The organism is Deltaproteobacteria bacterium (genome assembly GCA_019309045.1).
Classification (GTDB): domain Bacteria; phylum Desulfobacterota; class Syntrophobacteria; order BM002; family BM002; genus JAFDGZ01.
In genome coordinates this window covers 1-18,575 of record JAFDGZ010000058.1, presented here as the reverse complement: position 1 = coordinate 18,575, position 18,575 = coordinate 1, and the positions used below count along the sequence as shown (strand labels likewise).

Below are 18,575 nucleotides of genomic sequence, written 5' to 3'. Positions count from 1 at the left end.
TTGAGTGAGAAGGCAGGTAAAGAATTGCGCGCTTTTATTGCTCGTATGCCCAGAAGGCATATCGTGAACTCGGGGAAGCTGCTGGGAATGGTGTTGTACGCCATGGACTCACCTCACCGGCGCCTGGTGACAACCAACTTGCGATTCTGCTTTCCACACTGGCCTGAAGACCGTATTCGCAGACTTCGTCGAGACATTTTCAAACACGCGGGGATTACTATTCTGGAAATTGTGCATTCGACGTTTGTCAGACGGCAAGACCTGCTGGCCATGTTCAACCTGACAGGCAAAGAAAATTTGCAGGATGCCCTTCAGAGAAACAAGGGGGCAATTATTGTTTCTGCACACCTGGCGAACTGGGAGATGGGCTTTCAGTTCATTGGCTGCTATCTAAAAAGGTCTCTTACAGGGATAGCCAGAAGTCTGCGGCAAAAGCGGCTCGATCGCTGGCTTCATCATTTGCGAACCAGATTTGGCAACAGGGTGCTGTACAAGAAAGATGCCCTGGAGGAGATGAGAAGAACGCTACGCTCAGGAGAAATTGTTGCCTTCACCATGGATCAAAGCAGACGCAAGCATGGGGTCGAGGTATCCTTTTTGGGGAGGCGCACTACTGTGACGCCGGCTGCTGCTTTGCTGGGTATGCGATGCAAGAGCCCGGTCATTCCAATGTTTTGTTTGAGAAAGGCAGACTATGGGCTCTGGGTTCATGTGGGCAGTCCCCTGACCATGCAAAAGACTGGGGATATCAGAGCTGATCTGCAAAGAAATACCCAGATGGTGATGCATGCCCTGGAAGAGATAGTTCGACAATATCCCGCACAATGGGTCTGGTATCAAAGGTTGTGGAAGGTCACCTATCCCCATCTGTATCAAGAGTGGAATAGAAGAAGGCTGAGGAGGAAGAAGAAAGAAATACATGTTGGCGCATAGCGCCAGTGGCAATGATTTTTTGGCTGCCAAAAGCTGCCTGAGCCCTGGAATAATGGGACCTCTATTGAACTAGCTGTTTTTGCCCACCTAAGACGGTTCACTTGCAGAACCCTACGCCATTCAATCACACCGCCAGGAGTCGGGAGTTTCTCTTGACCTTTGAAGATCCATCTAGTAAAGTCTCTCTGTTTTGGCCGTTGAACCAAAAGGGCCACTCGGAAGTACCTTCCTATTATATTTTTGATACCCACACCGACTGGAAACTGGCATGGCCCGTAGGCCCACCTACAATATTCTCATGTACTCTCACGACACCTATGGCCTGGGCCATATCCGGCGTACTCTGGCTATAGCCACGCAACTGAGAGAACCAAATGTCAATATCCTCATCCTTACGGGTTCTCCTATTGTGGGTCGTTTCGATTTTCCCAGCCAGATTGATTTTGTCAGAATTCCCGGCATGATCAAGATGACCAATGAAGAGTACCTGCCGCTTTCCATCAAAATAGATGCCAAGCATGCTCTCAACATCAGGCAGACAATTATCACCGCCACAGCCAAGGCCTTTCAGCCAGACCTGTTTATTGTTGATAAAGCTCCCCTGGGTCTTAAAAGGGAGGTTATTCCCACCCTGAAATGGATGCAGCGCTGTCAACCCCGCACCAGAACAGTGCTGGGCCTGAGAGACATAATGGACGATGCGGAAAGTACGCGGCGGGACTGGGAAGAAAAAGGCGTCTATCAGGTTTTGCAGCGATACTACTCGGAAATTTGGGTGTATGGCAAACAAGAATATTACGATCCTATCAGAGAATATCAGCTTCCTGAATCAATCGCCCGCAAGACCTTGTTTACCGGCTATATTGCCCGGGCGGTAACCAAGCCAGCCACCCTGAGGGAGGTGAGGCGAGAGCAAGGACTCGGTGCAGGAGACAAACTGGTGGTGGTCACAACTGGAGGTGGGGGTGACGGCTATGCCTTGACGGACACCTACCTGACCATGTTGGAGAATGAAGCAGAACTTCCTTACTACAAGACGGTTATTATCACCGGACCCTTTATGCCCAAAAAGAAGCGCAACGAGATTGCCCGGCGGGCGAGGCGTCTACAAATCCGCTTCTATCGCTTCTACCGACGGATGGAGCGAATAATCGGTGCTGCTGATCTGGTGGTAAGCATGGGCGGCTACAATACGGTTTGTGAACTGTTGAGCCAGAAAAAGCTCTCTCTCATCGTGCCGCGAGAGCAACCGAGGCGGGAGCAGCTCATACGGGCGCAGATCCTGCACAAGCATCAACTGGTGGACTATATTCCGTGGCGGCAGCTCGAACCAGATTTGCTCCGTCAGAAAGTGCATTCTCTTCTCGAACGGCCGGAGCCTTACCTGCAGGCCATAGAAGACTTCCGCTTTACTGCCATAGAAGTAATTCGGCGGCGGCTTGCCGAATTTCGCCTGCTGAACAATGAAGGGGATCAACAGAGGAATTCATGCAGCATGACTGCGAGTGCATGATTTCCTGCTGACAGCAGCTGGCCGAGACCCTTCCTGGCACATCCTTATTTCATGCAGGCCCTAATGGGGCAGTTGGTGCTTGCCCTCAGCTGGTTCTGGTCCAGCCAACATTCAGGCGTTGCCTGCGAATATCTAAGCCTTTCCAGCCAGGCCGCTGCGATTCACGCAATAGCCAGACAATCATCTGGAGAATTTCCCCAGAGTATTGCAACCAACATCGTATGTGCAGATGTCTGATTGCCGCGGCAATGAACGAGCTCTTCCTGCTGGACTGGACAGCGCTTTACATGTTAGCATTCTTCCTCGAAACGGCTAGCCGAAAGACGTAACAGACCCTGTACGGCTTGCCGGAGCCATGGGTCAGGTAAGGGCAGAGGCTTCTAAAACCTGGCTATCGGTTAGAAGTTTCGGTTGATGGCAAAATTGAAATGCACCTGATAACCAAGATCGGCAGCCAGTTGGTAGCCGCAGGCTTTAGCCTGCGTTGCCCTGTGTTGCTATCTATTTCGGCAAGCAATTGCGCCATGGCGCCATTGTAATACTGAGCCACTGGCTCAGCCTTCAGGTTAGCCGGCAGCAATCGGCTAGTGCAAGGGGTGCACTTTCATTTTGCCGTCAACCGATACTGCTTAGCGTTAGGGAGCGCCCTTCGGCAGACAGCTACACCAAGGCAGATGATTGGCCATGAATGGTGGAGTGTGAAAACTCCTGGCTCCTCTGTTCGTATCAAGATACTGGGTGATTGTTTCCTGCCAGAGTGCAGAGCCTAGAGCCCGTCGTTGCCATGCCAGCAGCCATCTCTAGAGTTTGTATATGACCTGTCGTCCTGAAAAAGTGCTTGGTTTCCTGCTCAAAGGCTACCCCCGCATCTCAGAGACCTTTATCTCAAATGAGATTCTACTCCTGGAAGACATGGGGTTTCCTCTGCATATCATTTCTATGCGCCAGCCGCGAGAAGCCTTTAGTCATAAGAGCGTCAGCCAGATCAAAGCACCCGTGGACTATTTGCCGGAAACGCTCATCGCACCCCTTGCCCGCTTGATGTACCACAATGTCCAGTTGATGGGCAGGCGGCCTGCAGCCTACGCAAAAGCGTACAGGCTCATGGTGAAACGCTACAGGCGCAGCCACAAGCTTGCCTCTATCAAGCATCTGCTGCAGGCAGGCTACCTTGTCCATGCGGTTTTGCCCAACTCGGGGGTACAGCATATTCACGCTCACTTTGCTCATTCGCCTACTTCGGTGGCCTTGTTTAGCAGCTGTCTCTCTGGTTTGCCCTTCAGTTTTACGGCGCACGCCAAAGACATTTACACCTCGGCTCCCGAGCAGCTCGAGGAAAAGATCAGACTGGCGCAATTTGTGGTTACCTGTACACAATACAATAAAAGGTATCTCGAGCGACTTGCTGCTGGAGCTGGCCCCATTCACTGCATCTATCATGGCATTGATGTGCGCCTTTTTTCCGCAGTTTCTACACAGCGGAGACCTGAGCCGCCCTATAGATTATTGTCGGTGGCGCGTCTGGTGGAAAAAAAAGGGCTGCCCACAGTGTTCCGTGCTTTGAAGCTGCTGCGAGATAGGGGGACGGACTTTCATTATTCCCTCATAGGGGATGGCGAACAGAGGCAGCAGATCCTCCAGGAACTCGCTCGGCTCCATCTTGGTCGGATGAGCGAATGGCTCGGCACGCTGCCTCACGAGGAAGTTCTGCAGCATTACCAGAATTCTGATCTCTTTGTCCTGGGCTGCGAGGTGGCCAGAAACGGTGACAGAGATGGTATTCCCAACGTGCTTCTTGAAAGTATGGCCATGGGACTACCGGTAGTGGCCACGACGGTTTCTGCCATTCCGGAAGCACTGGAAGATGGTCGCCATGGCCTGCTGGTGCCGCCAGGTCGACCCGAAGCCATGGCCGCAGCAATGAAAAGGCTGTTGCTGGACCAGGAGCTGCGCAGCAGCATTATTCAGGCGGCCCGAGACAAGGTGCTGCGCCAGTTCGACAATCGACATCTTATCGGCCAGCTGGGGGAGTTGTTTGCAGATGCGGGTTTGCCGAGACGACCAGGCAAGGTCATGGCTGGCTAGCTACGCTGCTCTTGGCACTTACTGAAGACAGCGGCAAATTGGTAGTAGGGTAAGCATGCCCCAGCAGCCATTGAGAGACAATGCTACGTATCGGCTTTTATGCGCCCTTTAAACCACTTTCTCATCCACGTCCGTCAGGAGATCTCACCATCGGCACCGGACTTTACCACTACCTGCAGCAGTGTGGCCACAGCCTTGGAGTGATGAGTAGATTTCGTGCCAGGTGGGTCTACTGGCGACCCTGGTTGTGGCCCAGAGCAATGCTGGCATTGCAGCGCTCCTGCCAAAGGGCCAGAGAAATGCAGGTGGACCTCTGGTTCAGCTATCACACTTATTATAAGGCGCCAGACATAATCGGGCCTTTTTGCTGCAGGCGTTTGCAGATTCCCTACCTCATATTTCAAGGAATCTATTCCACCAAAAGAAAGAAAGACTGGCGGACCTGGCCAGGATTCATGTTGAATCGCTACGCCCTGCTTGCGGCTGCGCACGTATTCACCAATAGAAAGGAAGATTTACTGAATCTCGAGAGACTCCTGCCCCAGGAAAAACTGAGCTATATAGTGCCCGGTCTCGAGCCCGACAGGTTCCAGTTTGATCCCATGGCCAGAGAGCAGCTACGGCATGAATGGGGAATAACTGACGAAGTGGTAGTCTTGTCTGCCGCCATGTTTCGCCCCGGGGTGAAAAGTGATGGAATCGGCCTGGTGATTCGCTGTTGTGGAAAATTGCGGCAAAAGAATAATTCCATCTACCTGGCTATTGCCGGGCGAGGTTCAGAAAAAAGAACCCTGGAGCGCCTGGCAAAAGGTTGGCTTCAGGATAGAGTTCGTTTTGTTGGCCAGGTACCCCGAGAGGAAATGTATCGATTCTATAGCGCCGGTGACCTGTTCCTTTTTCCCGGTATCAGGGAGTCTCTGGGAATGGTTTTTCTTGAAGCGCAGTCATGCGGACTGCCAGTGGTAGCTTTTGCGGATGGTGGTGTTCCTGAGGTTGTGGCCAATGGCGTGAGCGGTCTGCTGGTGGAGCCCTACAGCACAGAACAACTTATTGCCGCCACAGAAAAATTGGTACTAGACAGGCAACAGCGGTATCAAATGGGACAGGCCGCCCAGCAATACGTCAGACAGCATCACGACCTTCTGCGGAATTACGGTCGAGTAAATGAAATTATTTGTGAGACAGCTAGGACAGCTGAGAGAGCAGCTGCAAAGAGATCGCCTGGATACTGCCAGTGAGACGTGAGCAGCAGACAACGGAAGTGGTATTGCTTCGCCATGCTGAAACCGTCTGGAACAGAGAAATGCGCATCCAGGGCCAGCAGGACAGCATGCTCACCTATGAGGGCCGCCTGCATGCGATGGCATGGGGGAGAGCCTTGCGCCGGCACAAATGGAATCATCTTGTGTCGAGCGACCTCGGCAGGGCCAGGCAGACCGCCCATCTTCTCAACAAGAGTCTAGGATTGTCCTGGTCTATTGAGCCGCGCTTGCGGGAGCTTGACTGGGGCTGCTGGTCGGGGCTGAGAATTGTTGATCTGGATCCTGAAGAACTGGCAGTACAGCAAAGACGCGGATGGCAGTTTCGGCCTCCAGGGGGTGAAAGCAGAGAAGAACTTTTTCTCCGCAGCAGCATGGCTGTGAAAGATCTGTGCAGTGAATTCGAGGGCGGCCGACTGTTGGTGGTAACTCATGGAGGAGTACTGAAGTGTTTAATTTACCGGGCCTTGCAAAGGATGTTCTTGCCGGAAGAACCGCCGCTGCTGCAGCCGCACCGGCTGCATCGTCTTTCCTGCAATGCTGCTGATATTGCTGTTGCGCGCCTGAATGAGCCCATAGAGTGATGAAAATAGTGCAATACTGCCAGCATGTCCTCGGCATGGGACATCTATTCCGCACCGTGGAGTTGACCAGGGCTTTCAGGAGGCACCAGGTGGTGCTGGTCACCGGAGGCCCTGTTGTGGAAATCGAGCTGCCGGAGCAGGTGCGCACTTGCCAGCTGCCTGAACTGAGAATGGACCCGGAATTTACCAGAGTGTATCCAGGTGAAGCCGGCCGCTCACTGAAGGAGGTAAAGAAAGAGAGGCAAAGGATATTAATGGCGCTCATGAGGAGCTTCAACCCTGATCTTTTTCTAGTGGAGCTGTATCCTTTCGGGCGCAACAGCTTCAAGTTCGAATTGCTGCCTATCCTCGAGGGTATTCGCTCCGGAGAGTTGGGACCAACCAGGGTTGTCTGCAGCCTGAGAGACATCCTGGTTGAAAAGCAAGATCAGCGAGCCTATGAGCAGCGAGTGCTGGCTGTACTCAACACCTACTTCGATGCACTGCTGGTTCATGCTGACCCTGCCGTAGTCACTTTGGCTGAGTCCTTTCGCAGCACTGAGCATATTCAGATCCCTGTGGTGTACACCGGGTTCGTCACAGCCAGACCAGAGGAGCATGCCGGCGCCAAACTGCGAGAGCGCCTGGGGATCGGCGCAGCGGAAACAGTGCTCGTGGCCAGCATTGGCGGGGGCAGGGTAGGGGCGCCGCTGCTGCATGCAGTGCTGGATGTTTACCGTGAATTGACTGGCAAAAAGAGAATGTGGTTGTTCATGTTCACTGGGCCCTATATGAGCGAGCTGGAATTTGAACAGTTGCAGGCCAGGGCATACACCAATGTGACTGTCCGCCGTTTTACCAGGCTATTCCTTTCTTATCTTGATGCTGCAGATCTCTCTATCAGTATGGCTGGATACAATACTTGCATGAACGTGGTTGCCTGTGGAGTACCAGCGCTTCTCTGGCCTTTCGAGCAGAACCGTGAACAGCGGTTCAGGGTGGACAAGCTATCGCGTCTTGTCGATGTGGAGGCAGTAGAGACTCTGGATGTAGACTGGCTGGCAGCAGCGGTTGCCAGAAAGCTTGCCAGAGGTCGCCCCACAAGGAGCGGGGAAATTAGAATCGATGGTGCTGTCGAGACTGCTCTCTGGCTGGAATCGCGGTATGACAGGGTAGCAGGAAAGGATAGAGAATAATTGTGATCGCGAGCTCGGGAATCTCCTCCCTCTGGGTGGAGCCGCTAACAGATATGGCCGACCAGCTGCGGTGCATCTTAGCTGAATCTCTTGCTGCAGCAAAGCAAGAGATTGTTGTATTTTTCAGAGCAGATGATGTGGGGGTTCCCAGCCGCAGTTTTGCTCACCTGGTCAAACTGTTTCGAGGACACACGGTCCCTCTCACCCTGGCGGTCGTCCCTGCCTGGCTCACTTGCAGTCGTTGGCAGCAATTGGCTGATAGCTGTGGTGGAAATTCCGGATTATGGGCCTGGATTCAACACGGTTGGCGCCATTGCAACCACGAAAAAGATGGGAAAAAGCAGGAGTTTGGCCCGAGTCGCTCCAGAGAAGCGAAAAGAGCTGATCTGCTAAAGGGCTTCCAACGACTGAGCTCACTGATCAATGAGGAGTTACACCGTATTTTCACCCCGCCCTGGAATCGATGCGATCAGGAGACGCTGGCCGCCCTCAGCAGCCTCGGCTATAGAGCCATATCCGCCAGCGGCTCCCCTGGGCCTCTTTGGCAGGGTAACATTCTGCACCTGCCAGTGACAGTTGACCTGCACACTCGAAAAGAGACTTCAGCCGAAGAGGGCTGGAACGGTCTGTGGTGCGAAATGCGGCACAGCATGCAGGCCGGATTCTGCGGCTTCATGATACATCACCAGAGGATGAACCGGGCGGCTTTCCGCTTCCTGGATTTTCTCCTGGAAACTTTAAAGCAGTGGCAGCATGTGAGAATCGTTCATCTGGGGACGCTGGGCGAGGAAAAGCAAAGGCAAAGGTAAGGGAGTGACAGGTTGACAGGGACGGCAGGAGCATCATTTCCAGTTTGGCGCCCACTGCCATATGTGCTATTTTTTCGTTTTCAAAGAACTGGAATCTCACACTACTGAATCAATACAGGATTGTAGAGAATGTCTTCAGGATCGTCTGCAGGTGCCCCCAGTTCTGTTGACAGACAGGTGGTGCTGCCATTCAGAAAATCTGTAGAAATAAGCCTGAAAAGCCTGCGAGTGCGCTTTTTCAGATCGCTCATTACTACCATGAGCCTGGTGCTGGCGGTGTTGTTTTTCAGCTATGTAAGGGTAGGAACTGATGTGGCCAACGGCGCTCTGGCCAGCGATGATCCTGCCATGTACAGGGCACTGATCCAGGCCGGCTTTGACGTGACCCCAGGAACCACCTCGGTGGGCAGCAGTGCCAAGCAGAGATGGATCGTCTTCCTGTCGCTGCTCGTGTGTGCTGTGGGTATCATCAATGCCCAACTCATGGCGGTGACCGAACGTTTTCGGGAGATAGGCACTATCAAGTGTCTGGGGGCCCTGGACAGCTTTGTCCTGCGCCTCTTTTTGCTGGAGGCTGGCATGCAGGGGTTCGTTGGGGCCACAGCCGGGTCGTTGTTGGGAGGGGCCTTTGCCCTCGGTACTGGCCTGGTACGTTTTGGTGCTGCAGTCTGGAAGTTCATTCCGTGGGCGGCTGTAGGAGAGTCCTTTCTCCTGTCCATTGGCGTAGGCTGTGGCCTCAGTCTTCTGGGGGTTCTCTATCCGGCCATAGTAGCGGCCAGGATGGAGCCGGTGGAGGCAATGCGGGCAGAACACTAGGGTGCCACGATGATGATCGTCTGTGGCGGCCTTCACACCCCGCTGGCGTGGTCGCACTGCAAGAGCACTTGGGTGAGGATTTATGAAAGAGGAACATCACATCGTCCGTGTCCTGAAAGTAATAAAGACCTTCCAATTGGGGAAACACAAGGTGGAGGCTCTGAAAGGCATCAACCTGGAGATACGGGCCGGTGAGTACGTTTCCATTATGGGCCCCTCCGGCTCGGGTAAAAGCACCTTGTTCAATATGATTGGCGGCCTCGACAAGCCAACCTCGGGTAAGGTCTTTATTGACGAGGTGGATATAGCGCAGCTGGATGCCTATGAACTCGCCTGGCTGCGCTGCCGCAAAATAGGCTATATTTTTCAGACCTTCAATTTAATTCAGGTAATGACAGCGTTGGAGAATGTGACTCTGCCCATGGTCTTTGCGGGCATGCACAATGACGCTGCTGTGGAGAAGGGCCTTGAACTTCTGGAGGTGGTTGGTCTGGGCGAGCGTTTCCAGCATAAACCTTCGGAACTGTCAGGCGGTCAACAACAGAGAGTTGCGGTGGCCCGCGCCATGGCCAATGATCCAGCAATAATTCTGGCAGATGAACCCACCGGTAACCTTGATCTCACCACTGGTGAAGAAATAATCGAACTTCTAAGGAGGCTGAGTGAAGAGCGTGGAGTGACAATAATTTCTGCCACCCACGACTTCAAGATGTTGAGCGTCTCAGATCGCGTTGTCTGGATACGGGATGGTCTTGTTGACAAGGTAGAAGACAGAGAGCAGCTGTCGATTTCTGTGGGAGAAATTGCCGCTCGCACCTGAGACCTTCCTGAACACCCAGAAAGGAACACTATTTATTCTTCAGCCAGCATTGCCCTGCAGTCATGAGCGCAACAGCTAGAAAATGTCACAAGATGAGAGCAACTATAGCCAGGCTCAGTGTGTCTGGCACAAAAGCCATTCTGCTGTTGGCAATGATCCTTTGTATTGTTTCTAAAGGAGCAGTGCAGGCAGCAGGTATTGGCGATATCGTGCGCCAGTTTGCCGCTCTCAAGGACAGGAGCACCGGCACTGAAGGGTGTCGCCAGGCCGCGGATTTGATCAGCGAGGCCTTTAAGAGGCTGGGCATCGAAAAGGTGCAGCGGCAGCGCTTTCTCCTGCCGGTGACCCTGTACCAGCAGGCAAGGCTTAGCTTGCCAGGGACCGAACAGAGCCTGATCATCCATCCAGTGGAACTGAATGCTGTCAGCCCGCAAACCACCCCAATCTCAGGATTGCAGGGGCCGCTTATTTATGTGGGTACTGGCGAGCTCGAGGACTTCAATGGTTTTGAAGTAAAGGGCAGCATTGTGCTCATGGAGCTCGACTCAGGCAAGAACTGGATCAATGCTGCCATGCTGGGAGCTGCGGCAGTCGTCTATCTTGACCGGGGCCTGGGGCTCAACGGCCTTTATTATGACAAATTCGAGTTGACGCCGATAGAATTTCCCCGCTTCTGGGTGCCTGCTGACAAGGCCAGCGAACTGTTTGGCGCCTTTGCAAAGACCAGGAAAAGGATGGTTTCTCCTCTGATACGCTTGAGCTGTCGGGGGGGCTGGCAGCGTGTAGCCGCTGAAAATATCTATGCCTTGATTCCCGGCAATGATCCTGAACTCCGTGATGAACTTCTGGTGGTAGAAGCATTCTACGACAGCACTTCCCTGGTGGCCGGCATCGGTCCAGGTGCTGACGAGGCTGTGGGAATCGCCTCTCTGCTTGACATGGCGAGATTTTTCAAGGAAGAACCGCCGGGACGTACTGTGTTGTTGGTGGCCACTAGCGGGCACGCTCAGAGTCTGGCCGGCATGAGGCAATTCATCTGGGCCATACGTGCCAAGAACAGAGAACTGCGAAAGATGCAAAGGGCCCTCAAGAAAAGGATGCAGACAGCCAACAAGTATATAGCCCTGTTGCAGAGGGTAGATTCATTGCACTCGAGCAAGAAGGAGGAGGCGGCGCTCCTCAAGGAGGCCCTTGCAGAGCAGATCAAGACAGAGATCAATATCGCCAGTCAGCAGCTGATGAAGCTCCGGCTGCAGAAGGGAAGCAGCTACAACGAAGCAGTAATCGAGGAGTTGGCCAGACGGCGCCTCAACCTGAAGCGGCTCGAGTGGCAGACTGTCTACGACAGTCTATCCGATGAGGAACGGCAGCTTCTGCTCAATATCGTGCCCAGAGCTGTGGCCTATCATCAGAGGGTTCTGACAGACAGCCGTGAACAGCTGCAGTGCGTCCGAAGTGCTCACCGTTTGAGAAAATTCGTCAGGGGCAAGGAAATACCTGCATGCATTTCCCTGCACCTGTCCAGCCATGGTGATGGCGTTGGCGGTTTCTATAAAGGCTGGTTTTACCAGCTTCGACCCGAAGTAAACATGGTCCGCAGTTTCAGCCTGATCAGCGGAGTCTTGTGGAGGATAGCCCCGCAGGTGGAAGAAAAAATCGGTGTCCGAGGTCTCTACAAGGACACCTTGCGGCCGAATATTGCTCGTCCGTGGCAGAGCTATTTTGGCGACAGACCCGCCCTGGGGGGAGAAATCAGCACCATGGCCGGCATGGTTGGCTTGACCCTGGTGACTTTGAATGACAGCAGGTCGCGCTGGGGTACACCATATGACCTGCTCCCCACGGTCAATCTTGAATATGTGCGCAGACAAAGCAGACTGGTCTCTGCCTTGATTGGCGCTTTAAGTCGCGAACCAGGACTGGTAACAGAAACGCAGCCGCGCAACGGTTTTGCTACCCTTACAGGTCGGGCCAACTTCATTCGCCAGGGTGAGCTCTTCCCCGACCAGCCAGCACCTGGAACCGTCATCCTCACCTACCAGGGAAACGCCCGTTTTTACAATATGGTCGATACAGCTGGCATCTTCAGGATTCGGGGCCTTGCGGATCGCAAGCACGTGGTGGGCAAGGCAATACTCGAAGCTTATCGCTTCGAGCCTGACACCGGCCACATAATATGGGCCATTGACAAGAGGCAAACCGGCAAGTCTGCCTATCGCGTCAAGATGCGTCGCAGAAACATGGAAACAGACCTGGTAATGTTTGCCTGCCGAATGACAACTCTTTTCGATCTCCTGGAGCCAAGAACCTTTCGATACCTTACCAAGATTAAACTTCTCGACGCCGGTTTAGATGCTGCCCCCCGACGATATTTTTGGAGCAGGATCGACACCCGTTCCTCAACTATTGAAAGCATATTTCTCGAGAGGGGAATCTCCATGAAGCTGACCCTCTCAGACACAGTGCTCAAGAGAAAACTTCTCCTGCTTAATGGCGATCCGGATCAGCCTGAAGGGAGAGGCTACAATATCGACCAGTGGCCAACCATACCAGCTACTCCGTATAGAGTGGCCAAGGATATGTGGACCCTTCTTCTACCTAGGATAGCCAATCTGGAGAATCACGGAATTTTTAATGAGAAGATTCGCTTTCTGCAGCGCGAGGGTACTGCAGCACTGGAGAAGGCCGCTAAAGCGCGCGCCCAGAAGCGATACGACCGTTTTCTGGCCGAGGCCAAGGCTTCCTGGGCGCTGGCGCTGCGGGTCTATAACAGTGTGGAAGACACCCAGAGAGATGTGCTGTTCGGGGTGCTCTTTTATGTGGCGTTGTTCGTGCCGTTTGCCTACTGTGCTGAACGACTGCTGTTTTCATATAGCAACATACACAAGCGCATCATCGCCTTTATGAGCATCCTCGCGGTTGTGATCGGGGTGATTTATCTGGTGCACCCGGCATTTCAGCTCACCTACAGTCCATTTGTGGTGATCCTTGCCTTTCTCATTGTCGGCTTGTCAATAATGGTTTCCCTCATTATTTTCAATCGCTTTGAACAGGAGATGGCCCAGCTGCAGAAACAGGCACATCAGTTGAAACGCTCCGAGGTAACCAAGGGTAAAGCCTTCATGGCAGCCTTTGTTCTGGGGGTGAGCAATCTGCGTCGCCGAAAGCTGCGCACGGGGCTCACCTGTGTTACCCTGATTATCCTTACCTTTACCATCATGAGTTTTACCAGTGTGAAAAGCATTCGACTCCGGGGAAGGCTGCGCCTGGCAGACAGGGCGCCTTACAGGGGCATTCTTTTGAAAGAGCTCAATTGGGAGACTTTGCCTTCTGAAGCCTTCGAGGTGATGGCCAACGAGTTTGGTGCTCATGCCGATGTGGTGCCGCGCGGCTGGATGGAAAGTGACGACAGATCGAGCCCTTTTCTAGCCTCTCTCCGGCGGGGTGATCGGCGAGCTGTGGCCAGGGGAGTGCTGGGCCTCAGTCCCCGGGAACCTGTTGTCAGCGGCATCGGCAGGAATCTGAGCCGGGGCCGCTGGTTTCGTCCGGGAGAGTTGCAGGTGGTGGTGCTGCCGGAACTGTTGGCTCAAGAGCTGGGCATCCGACTGGGTTCGGACGGCAGCGATAGCATTGATCTCTGGGGCACCTCATTTCGAGTGGTAGGATGCTTTCGAGGAAAGGATCTGGAACGGCATCGGGATTTAGATGGCGAGGTGGTCACTCCAGTGACCTTTCCGAGTGAAGCTGCCGTGCAGATCACCGAAGTAGAGATGGATGCCATCGAATCAGGTGAAGATATCAAGGCATTCCAGGGGAGGTATCATCATATACCAGCAGATCTCACCATCATTTTGCCGTACGAGACTCTGCAGAGCATTGGCGGCATTCTCAAGGCGGTGGCTATCAAGCTGGGATCAGACCGCACGGTTGAATCCACAGCACGTGCTCTCGTTGATCGCTTCGGTCTGACCCTTTTCAGCGGCGAGGCTAAAGGAAGGTTCATGTACCATGCCTCTGACTCGTTCAGCTACAGCGGGGTGCCCAACATTATAATTCCCATTTTGATTTCGGTGCTCATCGTTCTCAACACCATGATTAGCAGCGTGTATGAGAGGAAGAGAGAGATTGCCGTATACACTTCTGTGGGTCTGGCGCCGAATCATGTCTCCTTTCTTTTTGTGGCCGAATCCCTGGCTTTTGCAGTGCTCAGCGCGGTGCTCGGCTATCTGCTGGCTCAAACCCTGGCCAGCCTGCTGGTGGGCACCTCGCTGTGGCATGGCATAACGGTTAACTATTCTTCCCTTGCGGGAGTGGCCGCCACAGTGCTGGTAGTGCTGGTGGTGCTCATTTCTGTTATCTACCCCTCCAGGATGGCGGCTGACATTGCCATACCTGATGTGAACCGCGCCTGGACTCTGCCCGAGCCCAAAGGTCAGGAACTGGACCTCACTCTGCCATTCCTGGTGCGCAAAGAGGAGCAGTTCGGCATCGGCGGCTACCTTTGCGAGTACTACATTGCTCACGAAGACGTCTCCCACGGTCTGTTTTCCACTGATGAATTGAAAGTTTCCCTGAGCCAGCTGGAAGGCCGCTCTGGCGACGCTGAGAAAAACCTTACTACCCGAGGAGAGCTGGCCACTGAAGACTCCCGGGGATATATCCGGGTAAATGCGAGAGTTTGGCTGGCGCCTTTCGATTTCGGTGTCAAGCAGAATGCTGACATCAGCTTTCATCCAGCCGCAGAGGATCCCCGGTATCTGGTGATCAAGGTCAAACTCGTGCGAGAGGCTGGAGAGGCTACTACCTGGAAACGTTTGAACAAGGGCTTTCTTGACGATCTGCGCAAGCAACTTCTCATTTGGCGTTCACTGGGGGCTGAGGAAAAACCTCAATACGAGAAAATTCTGTTGGTACACGTGACTACTGAGGCGAAGGGGATGCAAGGATGACTGCCCACAGAGGCATGGGCTGGTTTCTTCCAGGCATAGCCAACCATTATTTTTCCTTGATCCTGAGTACAGACTGACAGTCTCTTTTAGCAGGAGATTTTGACCTATGCAGGGGCCGGTGAGACTCCGTGCGGTGCTGATTGGTGTAATTCTGGCCACTTTGATTGCTGCGATTACACCGTTCAACAATGTCTACAGGGGAGCCACACCCCTGGGAGGCGGCCACTTCCCCCTGGCGCCTTTTTTTCTCTATTTCTGGATTTCTGTAGGTGTTGCTGCTCTGGGGCGTATCAGGTCATCCTACTGGCTCACAGGGCGAGAGCTGCTGGTGATCTGGATACTTATGGTGCTGGTCTCCGGGATTGCCTACACTGGTCTTGTGCGGACATTTTTCATCAATCTTACTGCTCCAATTCACTTTGCCACTGTGGGGAACCGCTGGCAGCAAGTCCTGCAACCCTTGTTGCCGCCAGGCTGGTATCCCAAGGATCCCCGGGCGATAGAGACTCTCTACCGAGGTCTGGAAGGTGGCCATCAGCTGGGATGGCTGCAGGTACTGGCGCAGATCCCATGGAAGTGTTGGCTGCCGCCGCTGCTGGTGTGGACGGGCTTCGTTCTGCTTTGCTACTGGGTAATGATGTGCATGGTGAACCTGTTCAGTCACCAGTGGATCGAAAACGAAAGAATGAATTTTCCCTTGCTACGAGTGCCGCAGCTGATGGAGGAAGCATACAGCGGCCACAGATTTTTTGGATTTCTGGCAAACAAGTTTCTGCTCATCGGACTTCTGGCCACGGTGTTTCTTCACTTGATCAATGGCCTGCATTTCTATATCCCCACAATACCCCAGATCCCCACCCTGATTCTGGCAGGCCCATATTTTCCAAAGTACGGCATCTTTTCCGGCTTTCACAAGCTGAAGATCTTTATATATCCCGCTTTTATTGGGTTTGCTTTCTTGACGCCTCGGCAGATTTCCTTCAGTTTCTGGTTCTTCTTTCTCCTTGGCGGCTTGCTTTTCGGACTGCTGAGTGTTCTGGGGTACAACATCCCGGCGGCAGCTCTTGGCATCACCTTTGGCCCCACTCTGTCGAGACCTGAAGAGACCCAGATGATCGGCGCTTACCTGATCTTCTTTCTCTTTATGCTGTGGCTGGCCCGCTACCACCTGCTGGATATCTTGAAGCAGAGCTTCAGCACTGCCCCGCGTCGAGCTTCTGGGGTAGAGTGGTTCTCCATGCGCTTGTCCTTCTGGGGCTTTGTTCTTGGGGCTATCGCTTTGATAGCCTGGTGCGTGCGGTATGGCATGCCGCTCGAAGTTACTCTCATCCTGGTGGGAGTTTTCCTGATGATCCTCCTGGTTGCCAGCAGGATTATCTGTCAGGGAGGTATTGCCTATTTTACTCTGAGCGCAGCTCCCACTGACGGCATGTTGGCTTTCTGGGGCTCTCGTTTCTTTACGAACGTGGGACTGCTCATGGCTGCCGTAATGCAAAAGGTTCTCTTCGTAGACATGCGGGAGTCGTTGATGCCCTCTCTGGTGCATGGAGCCAAGGTGGGAGAGGGCAGCAGGAATAGAAAACTCATATTCGCAGGCATCCTGGTTGTGATCGTTGCTGGAGTGGTGGTCTCTTTCGTGGCCATGCTGACGCTTTGCTACAAGTACGGGATTCGGGAGCTACACCTGGAGTGGGCTACTAGAACGACCCTGTCAGTATATGAAAATGTGCAGCGGCTGCTGGAGGCTCCAGAGGGACCTCGCAAGTGGGTGTTCATCTTTTCCGTGATTGGCGCTCTGGTGATGCTTGTGCTCGTCACGGGCTATCAGCGCTTCTACTGGTGGCCGATTCATCCGCTAGGCTATCTCACCACCTACAGTTCAGCCATGAAAATTATCTGGTTCAGCTTTCTGGTAGGCTGGCTTTGCAATCACTTGAGCCTCAGATATGGTGGTGTGGCCCTGTTCAAAAAGGTGCGCCTCTTTTTCGTTGGCCTCATCCTTGGCGATTTTCTCATGGGTGGACTCTGGGGAATAGTGGGGCTGTTCACTAGCAGCAGTTATCACGTGCTGCCTACCTGAGGGACTGAGACTGCAGCAGAGAGTAGAGGACGTAATAGAAAGACGACAGCAGCGCCATGTATGAAGACAAGGAACTTCAGGAATATCGTGATCTGTTGAAGCCTCCGGATCACTTCGAGGAGGGCTTCGACTGGAAAACAGTTGTGGGGGCGGTGTTCATAGGGTTTCTTATGATGCCCGGCAGCATGTACCTGCAACTGGTTATAGGCACTGGCATTGGCCCGGCAGCCAGATGGGTCACAATAATTCTCTTTGCCGAAATTGCCAAGCGCTCGTACACGGAGTTGAAGCAGCAGGAAATTTTCCTGCTCTACTACATGGCTGGCGCTGCTCTGGCATCACCCTTTCAAGGCCTGCTCTGGAATCAATATCTGGTACAGTCAGATGCTGCCAAGATGCTGGGAGTTACCGAATTTATTCCACACTGGGTGGCGCCCAGCCCTGGTTCGGAGTCCCTGGTAGAAAGGACTTTCTTCCACCGCGACTGGCTGATTCCAATCCTGCTGTTGATCGGCTCCCAGATCATTCAGCGGATCGATCATTTTGGTCTTGGCTATGCACTCTATCGCATTACCTCAGACGTGGAGAAACTTCCCTTTCCCATGGCTCCAGTCGGCGCGCTGGGGACCATGGCCTTGGCAGAGTCCACCGAGGACAAACAGAAGAGCTGGAAGTGGCGAGTCTTCAGCATCGGCGGTGTTATCGGCATGGTGTTCGGGTCGATATATGTGTTGCTGCCGGCAGTGTCTGCTCTGTTTCTCACAGAGCCGATCCGACTCATACCTATTCCCTGGATTGAGTTCACTCGAAATACCGAGGGCGTTCTGCCTGCGGTTGCTACTGGTTTGCAGCTCGATCTGGGTTTGATTTTTATTGGCATGGTGCTGCCATTCTGGGCTGTCGTGGGCGGCCTGGCCGGGCTGATTATCACGGTGATAGCCAATCCCATTCTTTACCATCATGGCATATTGACTCGCTGGCACAAGGGAATGGGAACGGTAGATACAGTATTTGCCAACAATTTTGATTTCTACATGAGCTTTGGCATTGGCCTGGGGCTGGCCATAGGAGCGATAGGGATATGGCACGTACTCCGTTCATTTGGAGACAGCGCCAAAAGTCGGCGAGCCAGTTTCAGCGAGCTTTTCCGACCACCGCCTGGTCGAGGCGACTTCAATTTCTGGATCGCCATCGGTATTTATGTGGCCTCCACTCTGGCCTATACCTCTATGTGTGTCTGGCTGGTTCCCAATTTTCCCTGGTTCTTCTTTCTGGCATATGGTTTTATCTACACCCCTATCATCTCCTATATTACTGCACGCATGGAAGGAATCGCCGGGCAGTTCGTCAGTCTGCCTCTTGTCAGGGAGGCAAGTTTCATTGCCGGGGCAAAATTTTTTGGCTACCAGGGAATCGAGATCTGGTATGCTCCTATCCCCATTCACAACTACGGCGAAGCAACAGTTCAGTTTCGCAAGATTGAATTGACGGGCACCAGCATTCGCGGCATTATCAAGGCGGAGATCGTGGTCTTCCCTGTGGTAATGATAGC

Annotated in this window: 12 protein-coding genes; all 12 read left to right on the top strand. The window is 53.4% G+C overall.

What is annotated here, in order from left to right; all coding sequences use genetic code 11:
• Nucleotides 1–63: 63 nt before the first annotated feature.
• Nucleotides 64–933, top strand: a complete 870-nt coding sequence (locus tag JRI89_12425) for a hypothetical protein (GenBank protein MBW2072044.1) — start codon at nt 64–66, stop codon at nt 931–933.
• A 268-nt stretch (nt 934–1,201) separates the two neighbouring features.
• Nucleotides 1,202–2,446 carry a glycosyltransferase gene (locus JRI89_12420; protein MBW2072043.1) on the top strand — a complete coding sequence of 415 codons (1,245 nt, stop codon included), beginning with the start codon at nt 1,202–1,204 and terminating at the stop codon, nt 2,444–2,446.
• An 813-nt stretch (nt 2,447–3,259) separates the two neighbouring features.
• Nucleotides 3,260–4,531 carry a glycosyltransferase family 4 protein gene (locus JRI89_12415; protein ID MBW2072042.1) on the top strand — a complete coding sequence of 424 codons (1,272 nt, stop codon included), beginning with the start codon at nt 3,260–3,262 and terminating at the stop codon, nt 4,529–4,531.
• 80 nt (nt 4,532–4,611) lie between these two features.
• Nucleotides 4,612–5,769: a glycosyltransferase family 4 protein gene (locus JRI89_12410; GenBank protein MBW2072041.1), complete on the top strand. Its 1,158-nt coding sequence runs from the start codon at nt 4,612–4,614 to the stop codon at nt 5,767–5,769.
• A complete protein-coding gene (locus JRI89_12405) occupies nt 5,766–6,374 on the top strand; it encodes a histidine phosphatase family protein (protein MBW2072040.1) in 609 nt (202 codons plus the stop codon). Before JRI89_12410 ends, JRI89_12405 begins: the two co-directional genes overlap by 4 nt.
• On the top strand, nt 6,374–7,549 hold the full coding sequence (locus JRI89_12400) for a glycosyl transferase (GenBank protein ID MBW2072039.1): 1,176 nt from the start codon (nt 6,374–6,376) through the stop codon (nt 7,547–7,549). Before JRI89_12405 ends, JRI89_12400 begins: the two co-directional genes overlap by 1 nt.
• A 2-nt stretch (nt 7,550–7,551) precedes the next feature.
• Complete coding sequence (locus JRI89_12395) at nt 7,552–8,358, top strand: polysaccharide deacetylase family protein (protein MBW2072038.1); 807 nt, start codon at nt 7,552–7,554, stop codon at nt 8,356–8,358.
• A gap of 129 nt (nt 8,359–8,487) precedes the next feature.
• Nucleotides 8,488–9,174 carry an FtsX-like permease family protein gene (locus JRI89_12390; protein MBW2072037.1) on the top strand — a complete coding sequence of 229 codons (687 nt, stop codon included), beginning with the start codon at nt 8,488–8,490 and terminating at the stop codon, nt 9,172–9,174.
• Between the two features lie 82 nt (nt 9,175–9,256).
• Nucleotides 9,257–9,994, top strand: a complete 738-nt coding sequence (locus tag JRI89_12385; GenBank protein MBW2072036.1) for an ABC transporter ATP-binding protein — start codon at nt 9,257–9,259, stop codon at nt 9,992–9,994.
• Nucleotides 9,995–10,086: 92 nt separating this feature from the next.
• Nucleotides 10,087–14,943, top strand: coding sequence for a M28 family peptidase (locus JRI89_12380; GenBank protein ID MBW2072035.1), 4,857 nt, complete (start codon nt 10,087–10,089; stop codon nt 14,941–14,943).
• A 106-nt stretch (nt 14,944–15,049) separates the two neighbouring features.
• Complete coding sequence (locus JRI89_12375) at nt 15,050–17,023, top strand: hypothetical protein (protein ID MBW2072034.1); 1,974 nt, start codon at nt 15,050–15,052, stop codon at nt 17,021–17,023.
• A 56-nt stretch (nt 17,024–17,079) separates the two neighbouring features.
• Nucleotides 17,080–18,575 (top strand): peptide transporter (locus JRI89_12370; GenBank protein MBW2072033.1); only part of this gene is annotated, 1,496 nt, incomplete at its 3' end.